Here is a 15,432-nt window from a genome sequence, read left to right as displayed (position 1 = left end):
AGAGGATATCAATGAGTGATTTCGACATTGAATTGTGCACAAGTATCCCGCCAAGAACCGAGCTGAATGTGATTTTGGAGCAATATTATGCTCTTATTGCTCAAAGAATGCAGGTTATGGGGTTCGAATTGGATCCTTCCGCACCGCAAAGCGCACTTGAGGAATTCTGGGCGAACACGGATGACTATATGCCTCCGAACGGATGCCTGATCGTCGCAAGAAACCGCGGTGGCAAAATAGTGGGGTGTGGAATGATGAAACGGTTTGATCAGTATACCGGCGAGTTGAAACGTGTATTTGTAACTGAAGATGCTCGGGGCACTGGAGTGGGGCGCGCATTGATTCAAGCACGAGAACAAGCCGCCAGAGCTATGGGGCTGAAGCGGTTAATCGCAGATACACTCACCCCAAATGTGGAAATGCGGTCTTTGTATCCCAAACTCGGGTTTGTTGAACTGGACTCTCCGATCAAGACAACAACCTACAAAGATCAGCCCATGCTCCGACCGTACTTGCACTATTTCGTCAAAGAGCTTTGACGCTGAACCTTAGACTGACAATCTTCCACTTTGCGCACCACGCTCGCGATAGGGCGTGGTGTTGTAATGCGCCCGGTAGCATTTCGAAAAATGGCTAGGTGAGGCGAACCCACAGGCCAGCGCCACGTTGATGACACTCATGTCGGTCTGCATCAGCAGGTTTCGCGCCTTGTGCAGCCGCAATTCCATGTAATAGCGCTTGGGGGAACGGCTGAGATACCGGCGGAACAGACGCTCCAGCTGGCGGGTCGACATACCTACGTCCTTGGCCAGAATCGAGGGCGAGATCGGCTCTTCGATGTTCTTTTCCATCATCAGGATAACCTGGCTCAACTTCGGATGCCGGACACCGATTCGGGTCGGAGTTGACAGGCGCTGCGTGTCCTGATCGGTTCGGATCGAGGAATAGATCATCTGATCCGCCACCGCGTTGGCCAGATCCTCGCCATAGTCATCCGCAATCAGCTTGAGCATAAGGTCAATCGAAGAGGTGCCGCCCGCAGTCGTCATACGATTGCCATCGATCTGAAAGACGGCTTTGGTCAGTTCTACTTCATCAAATTCCTCTATGAAACTGTCAGAATTCTCCCAATGGATCGTCGCCTTCTTGCTATCCAGCAGCCCGGCCTTTGCCAGAGTATAGGCCGCAGTGCAGAGGCCACCGATCCGCAAGCCCCTTCGGGCTTCGCGCCGCAGCCAGTTCAGCACGCGTCTGCTGGTGGCCGCCTGAACGTCTACGCCACCGCAGATCAGAACAACGTCGTCGCGCTGCAGCTCTACCAGATCACTGTCCAGACTGAACTCGGTCCCGGCCGAGCAGGTTACCGTTTCACCGCCTTCTCCCAGCAACCTCCAAGTATATAGCTGCCTGTTCGCCATGCGGTTGGCGATGCGCAGACTGTCAAGCGCCGAAGCAAAGGACAGAAGAGAGAATTTGTCCAAGAGGACAAAAACGAAATTCCGAGGTGGAGCCGCAGTGTCTTCCACCGTGACAACTTGGCGTTGCTCTTGCATGGCGAGATGTCCTTACTTCGCGGCCGGACGGACGATCATCCAGCTGCTGATTTGACAGCCACCATGATCAAAGCTTGTTTACGTCGTCAAGAGGCGCAAATGGGATATGGTCACTCTTCCTTGCATTTTGTATAGAGACCACCTGAAAACTTCAGCGGAGATCAAAGCTATGACCGAATGGCAAAAATCGAACTGGCGCAGCAAGCCCCGGGTTCAGATGCCAGAGTATACCGACGCGGCCGCGCTGGCCAAGGTCGAGGCTCAGCTTTCACAGTATCCCCCGCTGGTCTTTGCCGGTGAGGCGCGGCGTCTCAAGCAACATCTGGGTGCCGCCGGACGCGGCGAAGCCTTCCTTTTGCAAGGCGGGGATTGCGCTGAAAGCTTTGAACAATTCAGCGCAGATGCAATTCGCGATACCTTTAAGGTGATGCTGCAGATGGCAATGGTTCTGACTTATGGTGCCAAGGTGCCAGTGGTCAAAGTTGGTCGTATGGCCGGACAATTTGCCAAGCCGCGCAGCGCCCCGACCGAGGTTGTGGATGGCGTTGAACTGCCTAGCTACCGCGGGGACATCATCAACGAATTGGCCTTCACGCCGGAAGCCAGGATTCCGAATCCCAACAGGATGTTGCAGGCCTACACGCAAGCGGCGGCGACGCTGAACTTGCTGCGCGCTTTCTCAACCGGTGGATTCGCGGATATGAGCCGCGTGCACGCCTGGACGCTGGGTTTTGCGGATGAACAGGACGTTCAGAAGTATTCCGAGGTGGCGGACCGTATTCAAGACACCATCGACTTCATGGAAGCGGCTGGTATTACTGCGGAAACAACGCATGAATTCTCGACTGTTGAATTCTACACCAGCCACGAAGGTCTGTTGCTGGAGTATGAAGAGGCACTGACGCGCCTGGATTCGACCTCGGGCAACTGGTTGGCGGGTTCAGGTCACATGATCTGGATCGGCGACCGTACGCGCCAGCCTGATGGCGCGCATGTCGAATTCTGCCGCGGAGTTCTGAACCCGATCGGTCTGAAATGCGGCCCGACCACCACGGCCGAGGACCTCAAGGTTCTGATGTCCAAGCTGAACCCCGACAACGAAGAGGGGCGTCTGACCCTGATTGCTCGGTTCGGAGCGGGCAAAGCTGGTGAGCATCTGCCACGTCTGGTCAAGGCCGTGAAGGAAGAAGGGGCAAAGGTCACCTGGGTCTGCGATCCGATGCACGGCAACACGATCAAATCGGCCACGGGTTACAAAACCCGCCCGTTTGATTCAGTTCTGCACGAGGTGCGTGACTTCTTTGGTGTGCATCAGGCCGAGGGCACCATCCCAGGCGGTGTGCATTTCGAGATGACCGGTCTTGATGTGACCGAATGCACCGGTGGTGTACGCGCTGTGACCGAAGAAGACCTGTCTGATCGCTACCACACCGCCTGCGATCCGCGTTTGAACGCATCGCAGTCGCTGGAACTTGCATTCCTGGTGGCGGAAGAACTGACCAACCTGCGCCGCAACGGCTCCAAACGCGCGGTAAGCTAAGCGCAACTGTAACACTGACAACAGCGGGCCATCGGTCCGCTGTTTTTTGTTCACCGCAGTCTTACGGGTTTCAATCGTCGCGTGATACCACCAGGTGAAGGTGGCCGGCAGAGCGTTTGAATTCGCGTTGTTCCTCGGCAAAGCCTTCCACAGGACGGCGCGGAGTGGGCGCGGGTACCTGAATTTCGGAAACCGGTTTGATCCGTGTATCAGATAGTAAAAACCGGCGCGGTGTCTTGCCGATTGCGCCATCGGCGATCATGACCCCCAAAAGACGACTGACATCCCCCAGGTCACTTTTCAGCGGCAGAAGGATCATCCGGGCCTGCATCCTCGTACGCCCCAACACGCCACCCGAGATCAGACCCAGTTCGGCAACAGCTGGGGACGCAAAAACCTGTTCCAGAATATCCTTGGTTTGCGCTCGGGCATCGGGTTGAAAGAATGCGGTCAAAGGCATCCCCCGGACTTCCATGCCCGCAAGTGTGTTCAGATGGCTGCCTGCCAGACGAAATCGGGCCAGCCCGGGTGCTATACGTTCAAGGATAAAAGTAAACTCAAGAACATTCTCTAGCCCGCGCGGGTCGATTTGAGACCGCATCGGTACGCTGTCGCCGCTCAACAATGCGGTCCAATACGCCTCGGCCTGGCGGATCGGCGATAGGCTGCGCCCACTGTCAAAGCGATCCATTGCGACGATCTTTCCAAATTCTGACCCGGAACCTGTCCCGAAAAAGGTTTTCATTTTCAGTACCCTAACGTCAATTGGCCGCTATTTTCGTAAAATGCAACACAATGGAAGCACCTGCGGCCCGTAAGCCATTGCTAGGGGCAGTTTGACTCGGGTTAATTCAATTTTGGAGCAATTCTTTAACGAATGGTTAACTTGCGCCAAACAAATGCATCTTCAGCAAACTCTTGCTCTGCACTAGTCAATAGCATTAGGTGCGGCACATGCTCGAAACAGCAGGGGAACAGGAAAGGGCCATCATGATCAGATCCATGACCGGGTTTGCCTCGGGGAAGGGAACTTACGGCCCGCACAGCTGGTCGTGGGAGCTTCGCAGCGTAAACGGTAAGGGACTGGACATGCGTCTGCGCGTGCCCGACTGGTTGACCGGCCTCGAAGTTTCATTGCGGGCGACCCTGTCCAAGTCTCTGAGCCGTGGAAACGTGACCCTGTCTATGCGCGTGAACCGAGAGGATTCCGCACTGGAGCTGGCCTTGAACGAAGCCGCGATGGTTGCGGCCCTGACCGCTCTTGAGCAAACAGAGGCGCTGGCAGCTGCGCGCGGCATCACGCTCGCGCCGGCACGTGCGTCAGATCTCCTCGCACTCAAGGGGATGATGGATGCAGAAACCGAGGCCGACGATCCGACTCCGCTTGTTGCGCATCTGACGTCCGAATTCAAAGATCTTCTGGCCGCGTTCATAGACATGCGCAAGACCGAAGGGGAAGCTTTGGCGGCGGTCTTGAACACGCAACTGGATCAGGTCGCGGAACTGACGGCGCAAGCAGCGACGATTGCAGAGCAACGCAAGGGCAAAATGGCCGAGGCGCTGCGTGAAAACCTCGCGCGGGTGCTGGAGAATACGCAAGGCGCAGATCCTGATCGTGTCGCGCAAGAGCTGGCGATGATCGCGGTCAAGGCCGACATCACCGAGGAAATCGACCGCCTGACCGCGCATGTAGGTGCCGCACGTGAGTTGTTGGCGCAGGACGGGGCCGTGGGCCGCAAGCTGGACTTCCTGATGCAGGAGTTCAACCGCGAGGCCAACACGCTGTGTTCCAAGGCGCAAAGCTCGGATCTGACGTCCGTCGGGCTGGAATTGAAAGCGTTGATCGATCAGATGCGAGAGCAAGTGCAGAACGTAGAATAAGAATGGGAACAACTGACATGGCGGACCGCCGAGGCCTATTAATCATCCTGTCTTCTCCGTCCGGTGCGGGCAAATCGACCCTGGCCAAACGGCTGATGGCCTGGGATACGGATCTGGAATTCTCGATCTCGGCGACAACTCGTGCTCCGCGTCCCGGGGAAGAGCATGGGCGCGAGTATTTCTTCTTGTCTGAGGACGAATTCAAACAGCAGGTCGCTGATGGGCAGATGCTGGAACATGCCCATGTATTTGGTAATTTCTATGGCTCTCCCGCTGAGCCGGTTCGAAACTCGATCAATGCTGGCAGGGACGTATTGTTCGACGTCGACTGGCAGGGTGAAGTGCAGATCAGAAATTCGGATCTGGGCAAGCACGCCCTGTCGATCTTCATTCTGCCGCCGTCTATCTCCGAGCTGCGTCGCCGTCTGGAAGCCCGTGGGCAGGACAGTGATGACGTTATCGGCCGACGGATGCTCAAAAGTTGGGACGAGATCAGTCACTGGGGCTATTACGACTATGTCCTGATCAACGACGATCTCGAGGCAACCGAGGACAAGCTGAAGACTATCGTAAGCGCTGAACGGATGCGCCGCATTCAGCAACCCACGTTGCAACAACACGTACGCAAGTTGCAGAATGAGTTCGAGGGATTGTCATGACCATTTACGCCTTGGGCGAGCACGCCCCGCAAATTCATGAGGATACATGGGTCGCGCCTGATGCCAATCTTATTGGAAAGGTTGTACTGGAGCAGGGGGCCTCGGTCTGGTTCGGCTGTACGATTCGCGCGGATCACGAAGAAATCCGGATCGGTGAGGGCAGCAACGTTCAGGAAAACTGCGCGATGCACATAGATGCCGGGTTTCCTTTGTCGATTGGTCGGAACTGCACCATCGGGCACAAGGTGATGCTGCATGGCTGCACCATAGGTGAAAACACGTTGGTTGGAATGGGCGCGATCGTTCTGAACGGGGCAAAGATCGGTAGGAACTGCCTGATCGGAGCAGGAGCCCTGATCACCGAGGGCAAGGAAATCCCCGACAATTCGCTTGTCATGGGATCGCCGGGCAAGGTTGTGCGCCAGCTGGACGAGGCTGCGGCACAAAGGATCACGTTCAGTGCGCTGCACTACCAGGAAAATATGCGCAAGTTTCGTGAAACCTTAAAACCTGCGCAGTAAGGCGATTGGGTTGATTGGGTTTTGAAGCATGACCGAAGACGTTCTTCAGGAAATTGTCCTTGCGATCCCGTTGCCGGCGCTGGTGGTCGATCAGACCGAACGGATCATTGCGGCGAACACGGATGCAACGTCTCTTCTGGGACAGAAAATTGTCGGGCGCCATTTCGCGACCATTTTGAGACAGCCGCAGGTTCTGGATGCCATCGAGCAAGCCCTGACAAGCAAAAGCGCAAAAAAAACTCGTCATCTGTCCAATGATGGCGCGCAGGACACAGCGTACGAAGTTGAATGCAGATATTTGAACGGGGTAGGTGCCGCGTCCGCAGGGGCCGTCATGGTGACCTTTCAGGATACCACTCATCTGGAACATGCCAGCCAGATGCGACGGGATTTCGTAGCCAATGTCAGCCATGAGTTGCGTACCCCGCTGACCGCTTTGATGGGTTTTATTGAAACCTTGCGTGGTCCGGCACGTGAAGACCCTGCGGCACGGGATCGGTTTCTCAAGATCATGGCCGATGAAGCCAACCGGATGAACCGTCTGGTCGGAGATCTTTTGTCGTTGAATCGGGTCGAAAGCGAAGAACGTGTTCGACCCAAGCAACAGCTGGAGCTTACCGGCCTTCTGCAATCCACGATAAATTCGCTGCGGCCCCTTGCGGAAGACGCTGGCGTGGTACTGTCGCTGGACGTGACAAACGGTCCGCTTTCAATCACTGGTGACGGCGACCAATTACGGCAGGTTTTCACCAATCTCATCGAGAACGGGATCAAGTATGGCGCCAGTGGCGGCAGCGTCACCGTACGTGTCTTGCCCAAGGACAGGGATCCGGCGATGCGCGGCCCGGCTGTCAGAATTCAGGTCATAGACAAAGGGCCCGGCATAGATGCCGTTCACTTGCCGCGCCTGACAGAGCGATTCTATCGCGCGGACAGTCACAGGTCGCGCCAACTGGGCGGAACGGGACTGGGCCTTGCGATCGTGAAGCACATCGTAAATCGTCATCGTGGAAGACTTCGTGTGGAAAGCGAGTTGGGAAAAGGTTCTGTTTTTACGGTGATTTTGCCCAGATAGACACCTAAGTCGGCCTTGTTCCGGCTTTCTTGGTCGTCAGCGTTTTAGCGGTTAACTCGCAAAAAAGTCCTGGTTGTCATGAAAGTGTTACACACCTGTCACAAAAGACTTACGCACGCCCCATAGGGGTGCCCGCAGGATCATCATGGGGGTGATCAAGCATACCTTTTCAGGGAGACTGAAATGTCCTTTGTAAAACTGTCGGCATCTGCGCTGGCTATCGCTGCCGTCTCGGCAACCACTGCTGCGGCGCGTGACAACGTTCAGGTTGCCGGCTCGTCGACCGTTCTGCCTTATGCCTCGATCGTAGCCGAACTGTTCGGTGAAAACACAGATTTTCCAACCCCGGTCGTTGAATCCGGCGGTTCGTCGGCTGGTCTGAAGCGTTTCTGCGAAGGCGTTGGCGAAAACACCATCGACGTTGCGAACGCATCGCGCGCGATCCGCGAAAAAGAGATCAAAGCCTGTGCCGAAAACGGTGTGACAGACATCATGGAAGTCCGTATCGGCTATGACGGCATCGTATTTGCAAGCCAGCAAACCGGGCCTGACTTCACTACTTTCGAACCTGCGGATATCTTCAATGCCCTGGGCGCAAAAGTGCTGAAAGACGGCGAGATCGCTGATAACCCTTACAACAGCTGGGCTGAGTTCAATTCGGAACTGCCCGATGTTGAAATCGCTGGCTTCATCCCGGGCACCAAGCACGGCACACGTGAAGTGTTTGAAGAAAAAGTTCTGCTGATCGGATGTGAAGAAACCGGCGCAATGGAAGCCATGATTGCTGGCGGCATGAGCGAAGACGACGCTGAAGATGCTTGTCTGGCGGTTCGCACCGATGGCAAATCGGTCGATATCGACGGTGATTACACCGAAACTCTGGCGCGTATCGACACCAACCCCAACGGCATCGGCGTGTTTGGTCTGGCGTTTTACGAAAACAACGCCGACAAGCTGAAGGTTGCGACCATGTCGGGTGTTGCCCCGTCGACCGAGACCATTTCCACCGGTGAATATCCGGTTTCGCGCCCGCTGTTCTTCTATGTAAAGAAAGCTCATATCGGCGTGGTCCCGGGCCTGAAGGAATACGCTCAGTTCTTCACTGCTGACGAAATCGCCGGTCCGTCAGGCCCGCTTGCCAACTACGGACTGGTTGCTGATCCTGAGCTTGCAAAAACTCAGGACGCCATCGCCAACGAAGTCACCATGGGTTCGGGCAGCTAAGTCTGACACTGGTTTAACGCATCTTGGGGCGACGGATCAGTCGCCCCTTCATTGTCTTTTCTCATCGCAATCGAGAGTAACTGGGGGTGTCATGCCGATACTTTGGCTTATTCTGATCGTGTCTGCGATCGCAGCTGTCGGCTATATACTTGGACGCATACGCGCATTGCAGAACGCAGGTGGTGACAGTCGGAACCTACATTCCCTGCCCACCTTTTATGGCGCGAACGTTGCGCTGAAGACACTTGTCCCTGCTGTCGGTCTCATGATTGTTTGGCTGTTGGCACAGCCTTTCTTTGTTAACTCGCAGGTGTCAGGCATGATACCGGAAACAGTGATCAAGGAAGGCTCTTCCCGCAGTCTGGTCATGGCGGAAGTACGCCGCACAGCCGCCGGGCTGGACAGCGCGGTCGCACAAGGCAACCTGACCGAGACTGTCGCCAGCGATGCCCATGCAGATGTCACGGAGATTACCCGGAAACTGAAGGAAGCAGGCCAGGTGGTGACGTCGGACATCACCCAGCCCGTATTGCGCGCAGCTCAGGGCTATCGGGCCATGAGCTCGACCGGCTATGTAATCATGTCCGTCGCTGTTCTCACGGTTGCTTTGATCGGCGCCGTAATGGGCTGGTTGCAAACCAACGCTGACTATCGTGCGCGCAACGTTGTTGAACAGGGCGTTAAAGCCCTTCTTCTGGCCGCCGCGTCGGTAGCCATTCTGACAACAGTGGGCATTGTCCTGTCCCTAGTTTTCAACACCTGGGAATTCTTCAAGCTCTACCCCGCATCAGATTTCTTTTTCGGCATGACCTGGGCACCCAGCTTTTCGGGCCGCGGAGGGTTGTCCGAACTCGGCATAATACCGTTGCTTTGGGGGACGCTTTACATCTCTGTCGTGGCGCTGCTGGTTGCGGTGCCGATAGGATTGTTCGCCGCGATCTACCTCAGCGAATACGCCTCGTCCCGTTTGCGGTCTTTTGCCAAACCATTGCTTGAGGTTTTGGCCGGTATTCCGACCATTGTTTACGGTCTCTTCGCGCTGTTGACCGTCGGTCCACTTCTGCTGGACGTTTTCGGTGACAATGGCCTGGGGTGGATGAAAGCCGGCACCGCCGTGATGACAGCCGGTCTGGTGATGGGGATCATGTTGATCCCGTTTGTCTCTTCGCTGTCTGACGACATTATCAATGCGGTCCCGCAGGCGATGCGCGACGGCTCATACGGTCTTGGTGCCACGCAATCGGAAACCATCCGTCAGGTCGTTCTGCCCGCCGCGTTGCCGGGTATCGTCGGCGCGATCCTTCTGGCTGCATCGCGCGCCATCGGCGAGACCATGATCGTGGTTCTCGGGGCAGGGGCCGCGGCCCGCCTCAGCCTGAACCCGTTCGAAGCCATGACAACCGTGACAGCCAAGATCGTCAGTCAGTTGACCGGCGACGCTGACTTTGCCTCCCCCGAGGCGCTGGTCGCCTTCGCGCTTGGCATGACACTATTCATTCTCACTTTGGGGCTTAACGTTTTTGCCCTGTATATCGTGCGTAAGTACCGGGAGCAGTACGAATGACCGACACCAACATGCAAAGCCCGCAATCCGGTCGACATACGATCTCGCTCACGGCTACTGACGCGCACACGAAGAAACGGGCCAGAGCCGAAAAACGTTTTCGCGCATATGGCATCGCTGCAATTGCAACTGGCCTGTTCTTTCTGGTTGTCTTGTTTGCTTCAATCCTGTCGCAGGGGATCCCGGCCTTCCAACGCACGGTCGTCAGTGTGGATTTCACGCTGACTGAGCCGCAGAGGGACGAGGTCGAAGAGACCTTGTTCAAGACAAAGGCCTATTCCAACCTGTTCATCGCTCAGTTGAACAGTGAACTTGCTGAACGCGGAATCAGCGTTGATTTTGATGAGGCCGCGATCGAGCGTCTTTTGGGTAAAGTCGGCGGGACAATCCGGACCTTCTATTCCGAAAACCCAGATAAGCTCGGCGAGCCGGTCAGTTTCGATCTGGCGGCATCCAGCCGGGTGGACGGGTATTTCAAAGGTCGCGTGTCCCGTGACACCATGCAGGACAGCCGGTTTCTGCAAAAAAGCGACCTGGATCTGGTCGATGCGCTGGAAGAGGCAGGCATCATCAAGCAGGCATTCAACTGGCCATTCATTACTGGTGCCGACGCAGGCGTGGACAACCCCGGCGGTGCAGGCATTGGTGTCTCGGTTGTTGGATCGTTCTTCATGATGCTGGTGGTACTTTGTCTGTCACTGCCGATTGGCGTTGCTGCTTCGATCTACCTCGAAGAGTTTGCGCCGCAGAACAAGTTCACTGACCTGATCGAGGTGAATATCTCGAACCTGGCAGCGGTTCCGTCCATTGTCTTCGGTATTCTGGGCCTGGCCGTGTTCATCCAATTCATGCACCTGCCACAATCGGCACCGCTTGTCGGCGGTCTGGTTCTGACCCTGATGACACTGCCGACAATCATCATCTCGACCCGTGCGTCTTTGAAAGCGGTTCCTCCTTCGATCCGCGATGCGGCATTGGGGGTAGGGGCCTCAAAAATGCAGGCGGTGTTCCATCACGTGCTGCCATTGGCTGCCCCGGGCATTTTGACAGGTACAATTATCGGTCTTGCACAAGCCTTGGGAGAGACAGCGCCGCTCCTGCTGATCGGCATGGTTGGATTTGTTGCGCGAGGTTATCCTGACGGCTTCCTCGCGGGCTTTACCGAGCCGAACTCAGCTATGCCCGCCCAGATCTATACATGGGCCGCACGCGCTGACGCCGGCTTTTACGAGAAGGCGTGGGGTGGGATCATCATCCTTTTGATGTTCCTGCTGACCATGAATATCATCGCAATCATCTTGCGCCGCCGCTTTGAACGCCGCTGGTAATAGGGGCTGAAATGAACGACATGACACGAGTGGAGAGATCCGTGGACTCCAAAGACATCAAGATAGACGCCAAGAATGTTCAGGTCTTCTACGGTGAGACCCATGCCATTAAGGACGTGAGCGTTGAAATCGAAGACAAAACCGTCACGGCCTTCATCGGTCCTTCCGGCTGCGGCAAGTCCACCTTCCTGCGCTGCCTGAACCGGATGAACGACACCATAGATATCTGCCGGGTTGAGGGCGATATCCTGCTGGATGGCGAGGACATCTATGACAAGCGTGTCGACCCAGTACAGTTGCGCGCCAAGGTCGGAATGGTGTTCCAAAAGCCCAACCCGTTCCCCAAGTCGATCTATGATAACGTCGCTTATGGCCCGCGCATTCACGGCATGGCCAGAAATAAGGCGGAACTGGATGAAATCGTGGAAAAATCCTTGCGCCGTGGTGCAATTTGGGATGAGGTCAAGGATCGTCTGGATGCACCTGGAACGGGCCTGTCCGGCGGCCAGCAGCAGCGCTTGTGCATTGCCCGTGCGGTTGCCACCGAACCCGAAGTTCTGTTGATGGACGAGCCGTGCTCGGCCCTTGACCCGATTGCAACCGCACAGGTCGAGGAACTGATCGACGAATTGCGCTCGCGGTATTCGGTGGTGATCGTCACCCACTCGATGCAGCAGGCTGCGCGTGTCAGTCAGAAAACGGCCTTCTTCCACTTGGGAAATCTGGTTGAATTCGGCGAAACCGGACAGATCTTTACCAATCCGGTCGATCCGCGCACGGAAAGCTACATTACCGGCCGTATTGGCTAAGCACAGGTATCTGACAATGAGCGAACAACATATTGCATCTGCATTTGACCGCGATCTTGAAGCGATCCAGGCGCATATCATGAAGATGGGCGGGCTAGTCGAGACCGCCATCATAAACGCGGCGCGCTCGCTTGAAACACGCGACGAAGAATTGGCGCAAGAAGTGCGCAAGGGCGACAAAGCCATCGACGCGCTTGAAGAGCTTATTAACGAAGAAACCGCCAGGTTGATTGCGTTGCGTGCACCCACGGCCGGTGACTTGCGACTGATCCTGTCGGTTCTGAAGGTGTCCGGCAACCTTGAGCGCATTGGCGACTATGCCAAGAATATCGCCAAACGAACCACCGTTCTGGTCAATGCGGGCGAGATCACTGGAAGCGCCGCCGCTCTGCGCCGTATGGCCCGCGAGGTCGAACGGATGCTGCGTGATGCGCTTGATGCCTATATTCAGCGCGATGCAGAACTGGCCACAGATGTCATCAACCGCGATGAAGAGGTCGACCAGATGTATAACGGCCTGTTTCGCGAATTTCTGACTTTCATGGCCGAGGACCCGCGCAATATCTCGGCCTGCATGCATCTGCATTTCATCGCCAAGAACATTGAACGTATGGGCGATCATGTAACCTCGATTGCCGAACAGGTTGTGTATCTGGTCACTGGCGACCGCCCGACCGAGGCTCGGCCCAAGGCCGACAACACGTCGCAAACCGTTTAGGAGGCGAGTGAGATGTCCGCAGATCAACCTACCGTTCTGGTTGTAGAGGATGAAATGGCTCAGCGTGAAGTTCTGGCCTACAATCTTGAAGCTGAAGGATTTCGGGTCTCCAAGGCCGCCAACGGTGATGAGGCCATGCTGTTGGTTGACGAAGACAGTCCGGACATCATCGTTCTGGACTGGATGATGCCCAATCTGAGTGGCATAGAGGTCTGTCGTCGTCTGAAAAGCCGCCCGGATACACGTTCAATCCCGATTATCATGCTGTCGGCCCGGTCCGAGGAAGTGGACAAGGTTCGCGGTCTTGAAACCGGGGCGGATGATTACGTGGTCAAGCCGTACTCAGTGGTCGAGTTGATGGCACGCGTTCGCACGCAATTGCGCCGCGTCCGTCCGACGACTGTTGGTTTGCGCCTCGAGTTCGATGACATCGTTCTTGATTCCGAAACACACAAAGTCAGCCGGGACAACAAACCCCTGAAGCTCGGGCCGACCGAATTCCGGCTTCTCAGCACATTTATGGAAAAGCCGGGCAGGGTCTGGAGCCGCGAGCAATTGCTGGACCGGGTTTGGGGCCGCGACATCTATGTCGATACCCGAACCGTCGATGTGCATATCGGGCGTTTGCGTAAAGCTCTGACGCAATATGGTGGGAATGACCCAATGCGAACCGTTCGTGGCACAGGATACGCGTTGGGGTAGCTACTTGGTGTGGGCTTATAACGTGCAAACCATTTGAATTTTAACAGGAGTCGTATTTAATTTGTGAATCCACCATGCTTCAGCAGAAAGACGTATAATTGGTATTATGGTTAAAGTTGTCGACTTGTAACTTGTCCGCAAAGTGAACACTCTGGCCAGACCACGCAAGTTATTTGTTTTGGAACGTGCTATGCAGATCAGAAATAAAACTGTCGTTGTTACCGGCGCCGCTGATGGTATTGGCAAGGGTTTGGCGGAACGCTTTGCACAAGAAGGTGCGCGTGTCATCTGCTCGGATATAGACAAAGCCGGAGCGCATGCGGTCGCAAACAAAATTGATGGCGTTGCATTCACTTGTGACGTTTCCAGCGAAGATCAGATCAGGACGTTGATCGATTTCACCGAAAACACTGTTGGCCCAATTGATCTGTTCTGCGCAAATGCCGGTATCCTGACTCTTGGCGGTCTGGATGTTCCGGACGATCAATGGGAAAAGATTTGGAAAATCAATGTGATGTCGCACGTGTGGACCGCGCGACATCTGGTGCCTCGCATGATCGGTCGCGGCGGCGGTTATGTTTTGACAACGGCGTCTGCAGCGGGATTGCTGAACCAACCAGGTGCAGCGCCATACGGTGTCACGAAACATGCAGCGGTCGGATTTGCTGAGTGGCTGTCGCTGACATTTGGCGCCAAAGGTCTGCGGGTTTCGGTTCTTTGTCCTCAGGCGGTTCGGTCGAAGATGACTGAGGGACACGAGGTTTCAGTAGCATCGATCGACGGAATGCTGGAGCCCGAAGACGTCGCGGAAGCCTGCGTTCAAGCCATCCGATCCGAACGGTTTCTGGTTCTTCCACATCCGCAGGTTCTGGATTATTTGCGACTCAAAGCGGCTGATTACGACCGCTGGCTGGGCGGAATGTGTAAATTGAATCAAAAATTTACGCCGGATATTTAACGTTTTTCCTGAGCCTTCCGCATAAGACCTTCCTGAGCCACCGACGCGACAAGGGTTCCGTCTTCCGAGTAGATCGACCCACGATTGAAGCTGCGTCCCTGCCCCGTCCATGGGGAATCCATCACATACAGATGCCAGTTCTGAAATTTCACGGGTGCATGAAACCACAGAGCGTGATCCAGGCTGGCGCCGTTGAACTCTCCGGAAAACCAGCTCAGCCCGTGAGGTCGCAAACCCGACGACATGAGGTTCATATCTGACGCATAGGCCAAAAGAAGATGTTGAGTTTTCGCGTCCGCAGACGCGGCAGCGGCCATGCGAAACCAAGTTTTGTTGTGGTCGTCCGACACTTCGGGGTTGAACGGATCCAGATGATCCACCTCCCGGACTTCGATCGGGCGTTCACGCAGAAGTTCACTGCGAAATCCTTCAGGCACGCGATCAACGTATGCTTGTCGAAGCTCGGAGCGGGATGGGTATGTCTGGGGGGGATTCACAGTTGGCATCGGATGCTGATGCTCCCAACCTTCATCCTGAACGTGAAAGGATGCCGACATGTTCAGGATCTGTTTGCCATTCTGAATTGCGACGACGCGGCGGGTAGTGAACGAACCTCCGTCACGTGCTCTATCCACCTGATAAATAACGGGCTTATCCGGGTCTCCGGGTCGGATGAAATAGGCGTGCAGGGAATGGCACAACCGGTCATCTACGGTTCTGTATGCAGCGGCCAAGGCCTGCGCAATGACCTGACCGCCGAAAATCCGGGTTGGTGTTTCTCCACCCGATCCCGTGCCGCGGAAAAGATCGACCTCAAGCCGTTCAATATCCAGAAGATCCAGTAAGATGCGTTCCGCTTCGGTCATAGTTTGCTCTCAGGCTGATTACTCGAGACCCGGG

The 15,432-nt window shown here is 55.6% G+C and carries 16 protein-coding genes; 13 read left to right on the top strand and 3 right to left on the bottom strand.

Annotated elements, in window-relative coordinates; genetic code table 11:
* Nucleotides 1–11 precede the first annotated feature (11 nt).
* Nucleotides 12–539, top strand: coding sequence for a GNAT family N-acetyltransferase (locus AC2FLP_RS06265; protein ID WP_496682251.1), 528 nt, complete (start codon nucleotides 12–14; stop codon nucleotides 537–539).
* A 9-nt stretch (nucleotides 540–548) separates the two neighbouring features.
* Here the strand turns inward: AC2FLP_RS06265 and AC2FLP_RS06260 are convergent, their stop codons facing one another.
* Entirely contained in the window at nucleotides 549–1,553 is a 1,005-nt protein-coding gene (locus AC2FLP_RS06260) for a GlxA family transcriptional regulator (RefSeq protein ID WP_117868952.1), read from the bottom strand.
* A 169-nt stretch (nucleotides 1,554–1,722) separates the two neighbouring features.
* Between AC2FLP_RS06260 and AC2FLP_RS06255 the strand changes: the two genes are divergently transcribed.
* On the top strand, nucleotides 1,723–3,093 hold the full coding sequence (locus AC2FLP_RS06255; protein ID WP_496682247.1) for a class II 3-deoxy-7-phosphoheptulonate synthase: 1,371 nt from the start codon (nucleotides 1,723–1,725) through the stop codon (nucleotides 3,091–3,093).
* Between the two features lie 70 nt (nucleotides 3,094–3,163).
* Here AC2FLP_RS06255 and AC2FLP_RS06250 read toward each other — a convergent pair whose 3' ends face one another.
* On the bottom strand, nucleotides 3,164–3,838 hold the full coding sequence (locus AC2FLP_RS06250; RefSeq protein ID WP_496682244.1) for a PAS domain-containing protein: 675 nt from the start codon (nucleotides 3,836–3,838) through the stop codon (nucleotides 3,164–3,166).
* Nucleotides 3,839–4,083: 245 nt separating this feature from the next.
* Here AC2FLP_RS06250 and AC2FLP_RS06245 point away from each other — a divergent pair, with 245 nt between their 5' ends.
* The 11 genes from AC2FLP_RS06245 (at nucleotide 4,084) to AC2FLP_RS06195 (ending at nucleotide 14,532) form a co-directional block, all read left to right on the top strand.
* A complete protein-coding gene (locus tag AC2FLP_RS06245; protein ID WP_496682241.1) occupies nucleotides 4,084–4,974 on the top strand; it encodes a YicC/YloC family endoribonuclease in 891 nt (296 codons plus the stop codon).
* A 17-nt stretch (nucleotides 4,975–4,991) separates the two neighbouring features.
* Nucleotides 4,992–5,633 (top strand): guanylate kinase, encoded by a 642-nt coding sequence (gene gmk, locus AC2FLP_RS06240; RefSeq protein WP_117872756.1) that lies wholly within the window; start codon nucleotides 4,992–4,994, stop codon nucleotides 5,631–5,633.
* The gene (locus AC2FLP_RS06235; protein WP_496682237.1) at nucleotides 5,630–6,154 is read left to right on the top strand and encodes a gamma carbonic anhydrase family protein; all 525 of its coding nucleotides are present in this window, start codon (nucleotides 5,630–5,632) and stop codon (nucleotides 6,152–6,154) included. The genes gmk and AC2FLP_RS06235 overlap by 4 nt, the downstream gene beginning before the upstream one ends.
* A 28-nt stretch (nucleotides 6,155–6,182) precedes the next feature.
* Complete coding sequence (locus AC2FLP_RS06230) at nucleotides 6,183–7,229, top strand: PAS domain-containing sensor histidine kinase (RefSeq protein WP_496682234.1); 1,047 nt, start codon at nucleotides 6,183–6,185, stop codon at nucleotides 7,227–7,229.
* Between the two features lie 183 nt (nucleotides 7,230–7,412).
* Nucleotides 7,413–8,453, top strand: a complete 1,041-nt coding sequence (locus AC2FLP_RS06225) for a substrate-binding domain-containing protein (RefSeq protein ID WP_299897126.1) — start codon at nucleotides 7,413–7,415, stop codon at nucleotides 8,451–8,453.
* Between the two features lie 91 nt (nucleotides 8,454–8,544).
* On the top strand, nucleotides 8,545–10,017 hold the full coding sequence (gene pstC / locus AC2FLP_RS06220; RefSeq protein WP_117868957.1) for a phosphate ABC transporter permease subunit PstC: 1,473 nt from the start codon (nucleotides 8,545–8,547) through the stop codon (nucleotides 10,015–10,017).
* Nucleotides 10,014–11,345, top strand: coding sequence for a phosphate ABC transporter permease PstA (gene pstA / locus AC2FLP_RS06215; RefSeq protein ID WP_299897123.1), 1,332 nt, complete (start codon nucleotides 10,014–10,016; stop codon nucleotides 11,343–11,345). The genes pstC and pstA overlap by 4 nt, the downstream gene beginning before the upstream one ends.
* Before the next feature lie 11 nt (nucleotides 11,346–11,356).
* Nucleotides 11,357–12,154 carry a phosphate ABC transporter ATP-binding protein PstB gene (gene pstB / locus AC2FLP_RS06210; protein ID WP_117868959.1) on the top strand — a complete coding sequence of 266 codons (798 nt, stop codon included), beginning with the start codon at nucleotides 11,357–11,359 and terminating at the stop codon, nucleotides 12,152–12,154.
* Nucleotides 12,155–12,170: 16 nt separating this feature from the next.
* Nucleotides 12,171–12,872 carry a phosphate signaling complex protein PhoU gene (gene phoU, locus AC2FLP_RS06205; RefSeq protein WP_496682229.1) on the top strand — a complete coding sequence of 234 codons (702 nt, stop codon included), beginning with the start codon at nucleotides 12,171–12,173 and terminating at the stop codon, nucleotides 12,870–12,872.
* A 12-nt stretch (nucleotides 12,873–12,884) separates the two neighbouring features.
* Nucleotides 12,885–13,574, top strand: a complete 690-nt coding sequence (gene phoB / locus AC2FLP_RS06200) for a phosphate regulon transcriptional regulator PhoB (RefSeq protein ID WP_496682225.1) — start codon at nucleotides 12,885–12,887, stop codon at nucleotides 13,572–13,574.
* A gap of 190 nt (nucleotides 13,575–13,764) precedes the next feature.
* Complete coding sequence (locus tag AC2FLP_RS06195; RefSeq protein WP_496682222.1) at nucleotides 13,765–14,532, top strand: SDR family oxidoreductase; 768 nt, start codon at nucleotides 13,765–13,767, stop codon at nucleotides 14,530–14,532.
* Here the strand turns inward: AC2FLP_RS06195 and AC2FLP_RS06190 are convergent.
* Entirely contained in the window at nucleotides 14,529–15,398 is an 870-nt protein-coding gene (locus tag AC2FLP_RS06190; RefSeq protein ID WP_496682219.1) for an acyl-CoA thioesterase, read from the bottom strand. The genes AC2FLP_RS06195 and AC2FLP_RS06190 overlap by 4 nt on opposite strands.
* Between the last annotated feature and the right edge of the window lie 34 nt (nucleotides 15,399–15,432).

The organism is Ruegeria sp. CDSA141 (assembly GCF_059612005.1).
Note: the sequence above shows the minus strand (reverse complement) of the source record. Positions and strands in the feature narration are given on the sequence as shown.

Coding starts and splice junctions, on each gene's coding strand:
- AC2FLP_RS06250 (WP_496682244.1), bottom strand. CDS start 3,838: ATGAAAACCTTTTTCGGGACAGGTTCCGGGTCAGAATTTGGAAAGATC.
- AC2FLP_RS06260 (WP_117868952.1), bottom strand. CDS start 1,553: ATGCAAGAGCAACGCCAAGTTGTCACGGTGGAAGACACTGCGGCTCCA.
- AC2FLP_RS06255 (WP_496682247.1), top strand. CDS start 1,723: ATGACCGAATGGCAAAAATCGAACTGGCGCAGCAAGCCCCGGGTTCAG.
- AC2FLP_RS06195 (WP_496682222.1), top strand. CDS start 13,765: ATGCAGATCAGAAATAAAACTGTCGTTGTTACCGGCGCCGCTGATGGT.
- AC2FLP_RS06190 (WP_496682219.1), bottom strand. CDS start 15,398: ATGACCGAAGCGGAACGCATCTTACTGGATCTTCTGGATATTGAACGG.
- pstA (WP_299897123.1), top strand. CDS start 10,014: ATGACCGACACCAACATGCAAAGCCCGCAATCCGGTCGACATACGATC.
- pstB (WP_117868959.1), top strand. CDS start 11,357: ATGAACGACATGACACGAGTGGAGAGATCCGTGGACTCCAAAGACATC.
- AC2FLP_RS06235 (WP_496682237.1), top strand. CDS start 5,630: ATGACCATTTACGCCTTGGGCGAGCACGCCCCGCAAATTCATGAGGAT.
- gmk (WP_117872756.1), top strand. CDS start 4,992: ATGGCGGACCGCCGAGGCCTATTAATCATCCTGTCTTCTCCGTCCGGT.
- AC2FLP_RS06230 (WP_496682234.1), top strand. CDS start 6,183: ATGACCGAAGACGTTCTTCAGGAAATTGTCCTTGCGATCCCGTTGCCG.
- AC2FLP_RS06245 (WP_496682241.1), top strand. CDS start 4,084: ATGATCAGATCCATGACCGGGTTTGCCTCGGGGAAGGGAACTTACGGC.
- phoU (WP_496682229.1), top strand. CDS start 12,171: ATGAGCGAACAACATATTGCATCTGCATTTGACCGCGATCTTGAAGCG.
- AC2FLP_RS06225 (WP_299897126.1), top strand. CDS start 7,413: ATGTCCTTTGTAAAACTGTCGGCATCTGCGCTGGCTATCGCTGCCGTC.
- pstC (WP_117868957.1), top strand. CDS start 8,545: ATGCCGATACTTTGGCTTATTCTGATCGTGTCTGCGATCGCAGCTGTC.
- phoB (WP_496682225.1), top strand. CDS start 12,885: ATGTCCGCAGATCAACCTACCGTTCTGGTTGTAGAGGATGAAATGGCT.
- AC2FLP_RS06265 (WP_496682251.1), top strand. CDS start 12: ATGAGTGATTTCGACATTGAATTGTGCACAAGTATCCCGCCAAGAACC.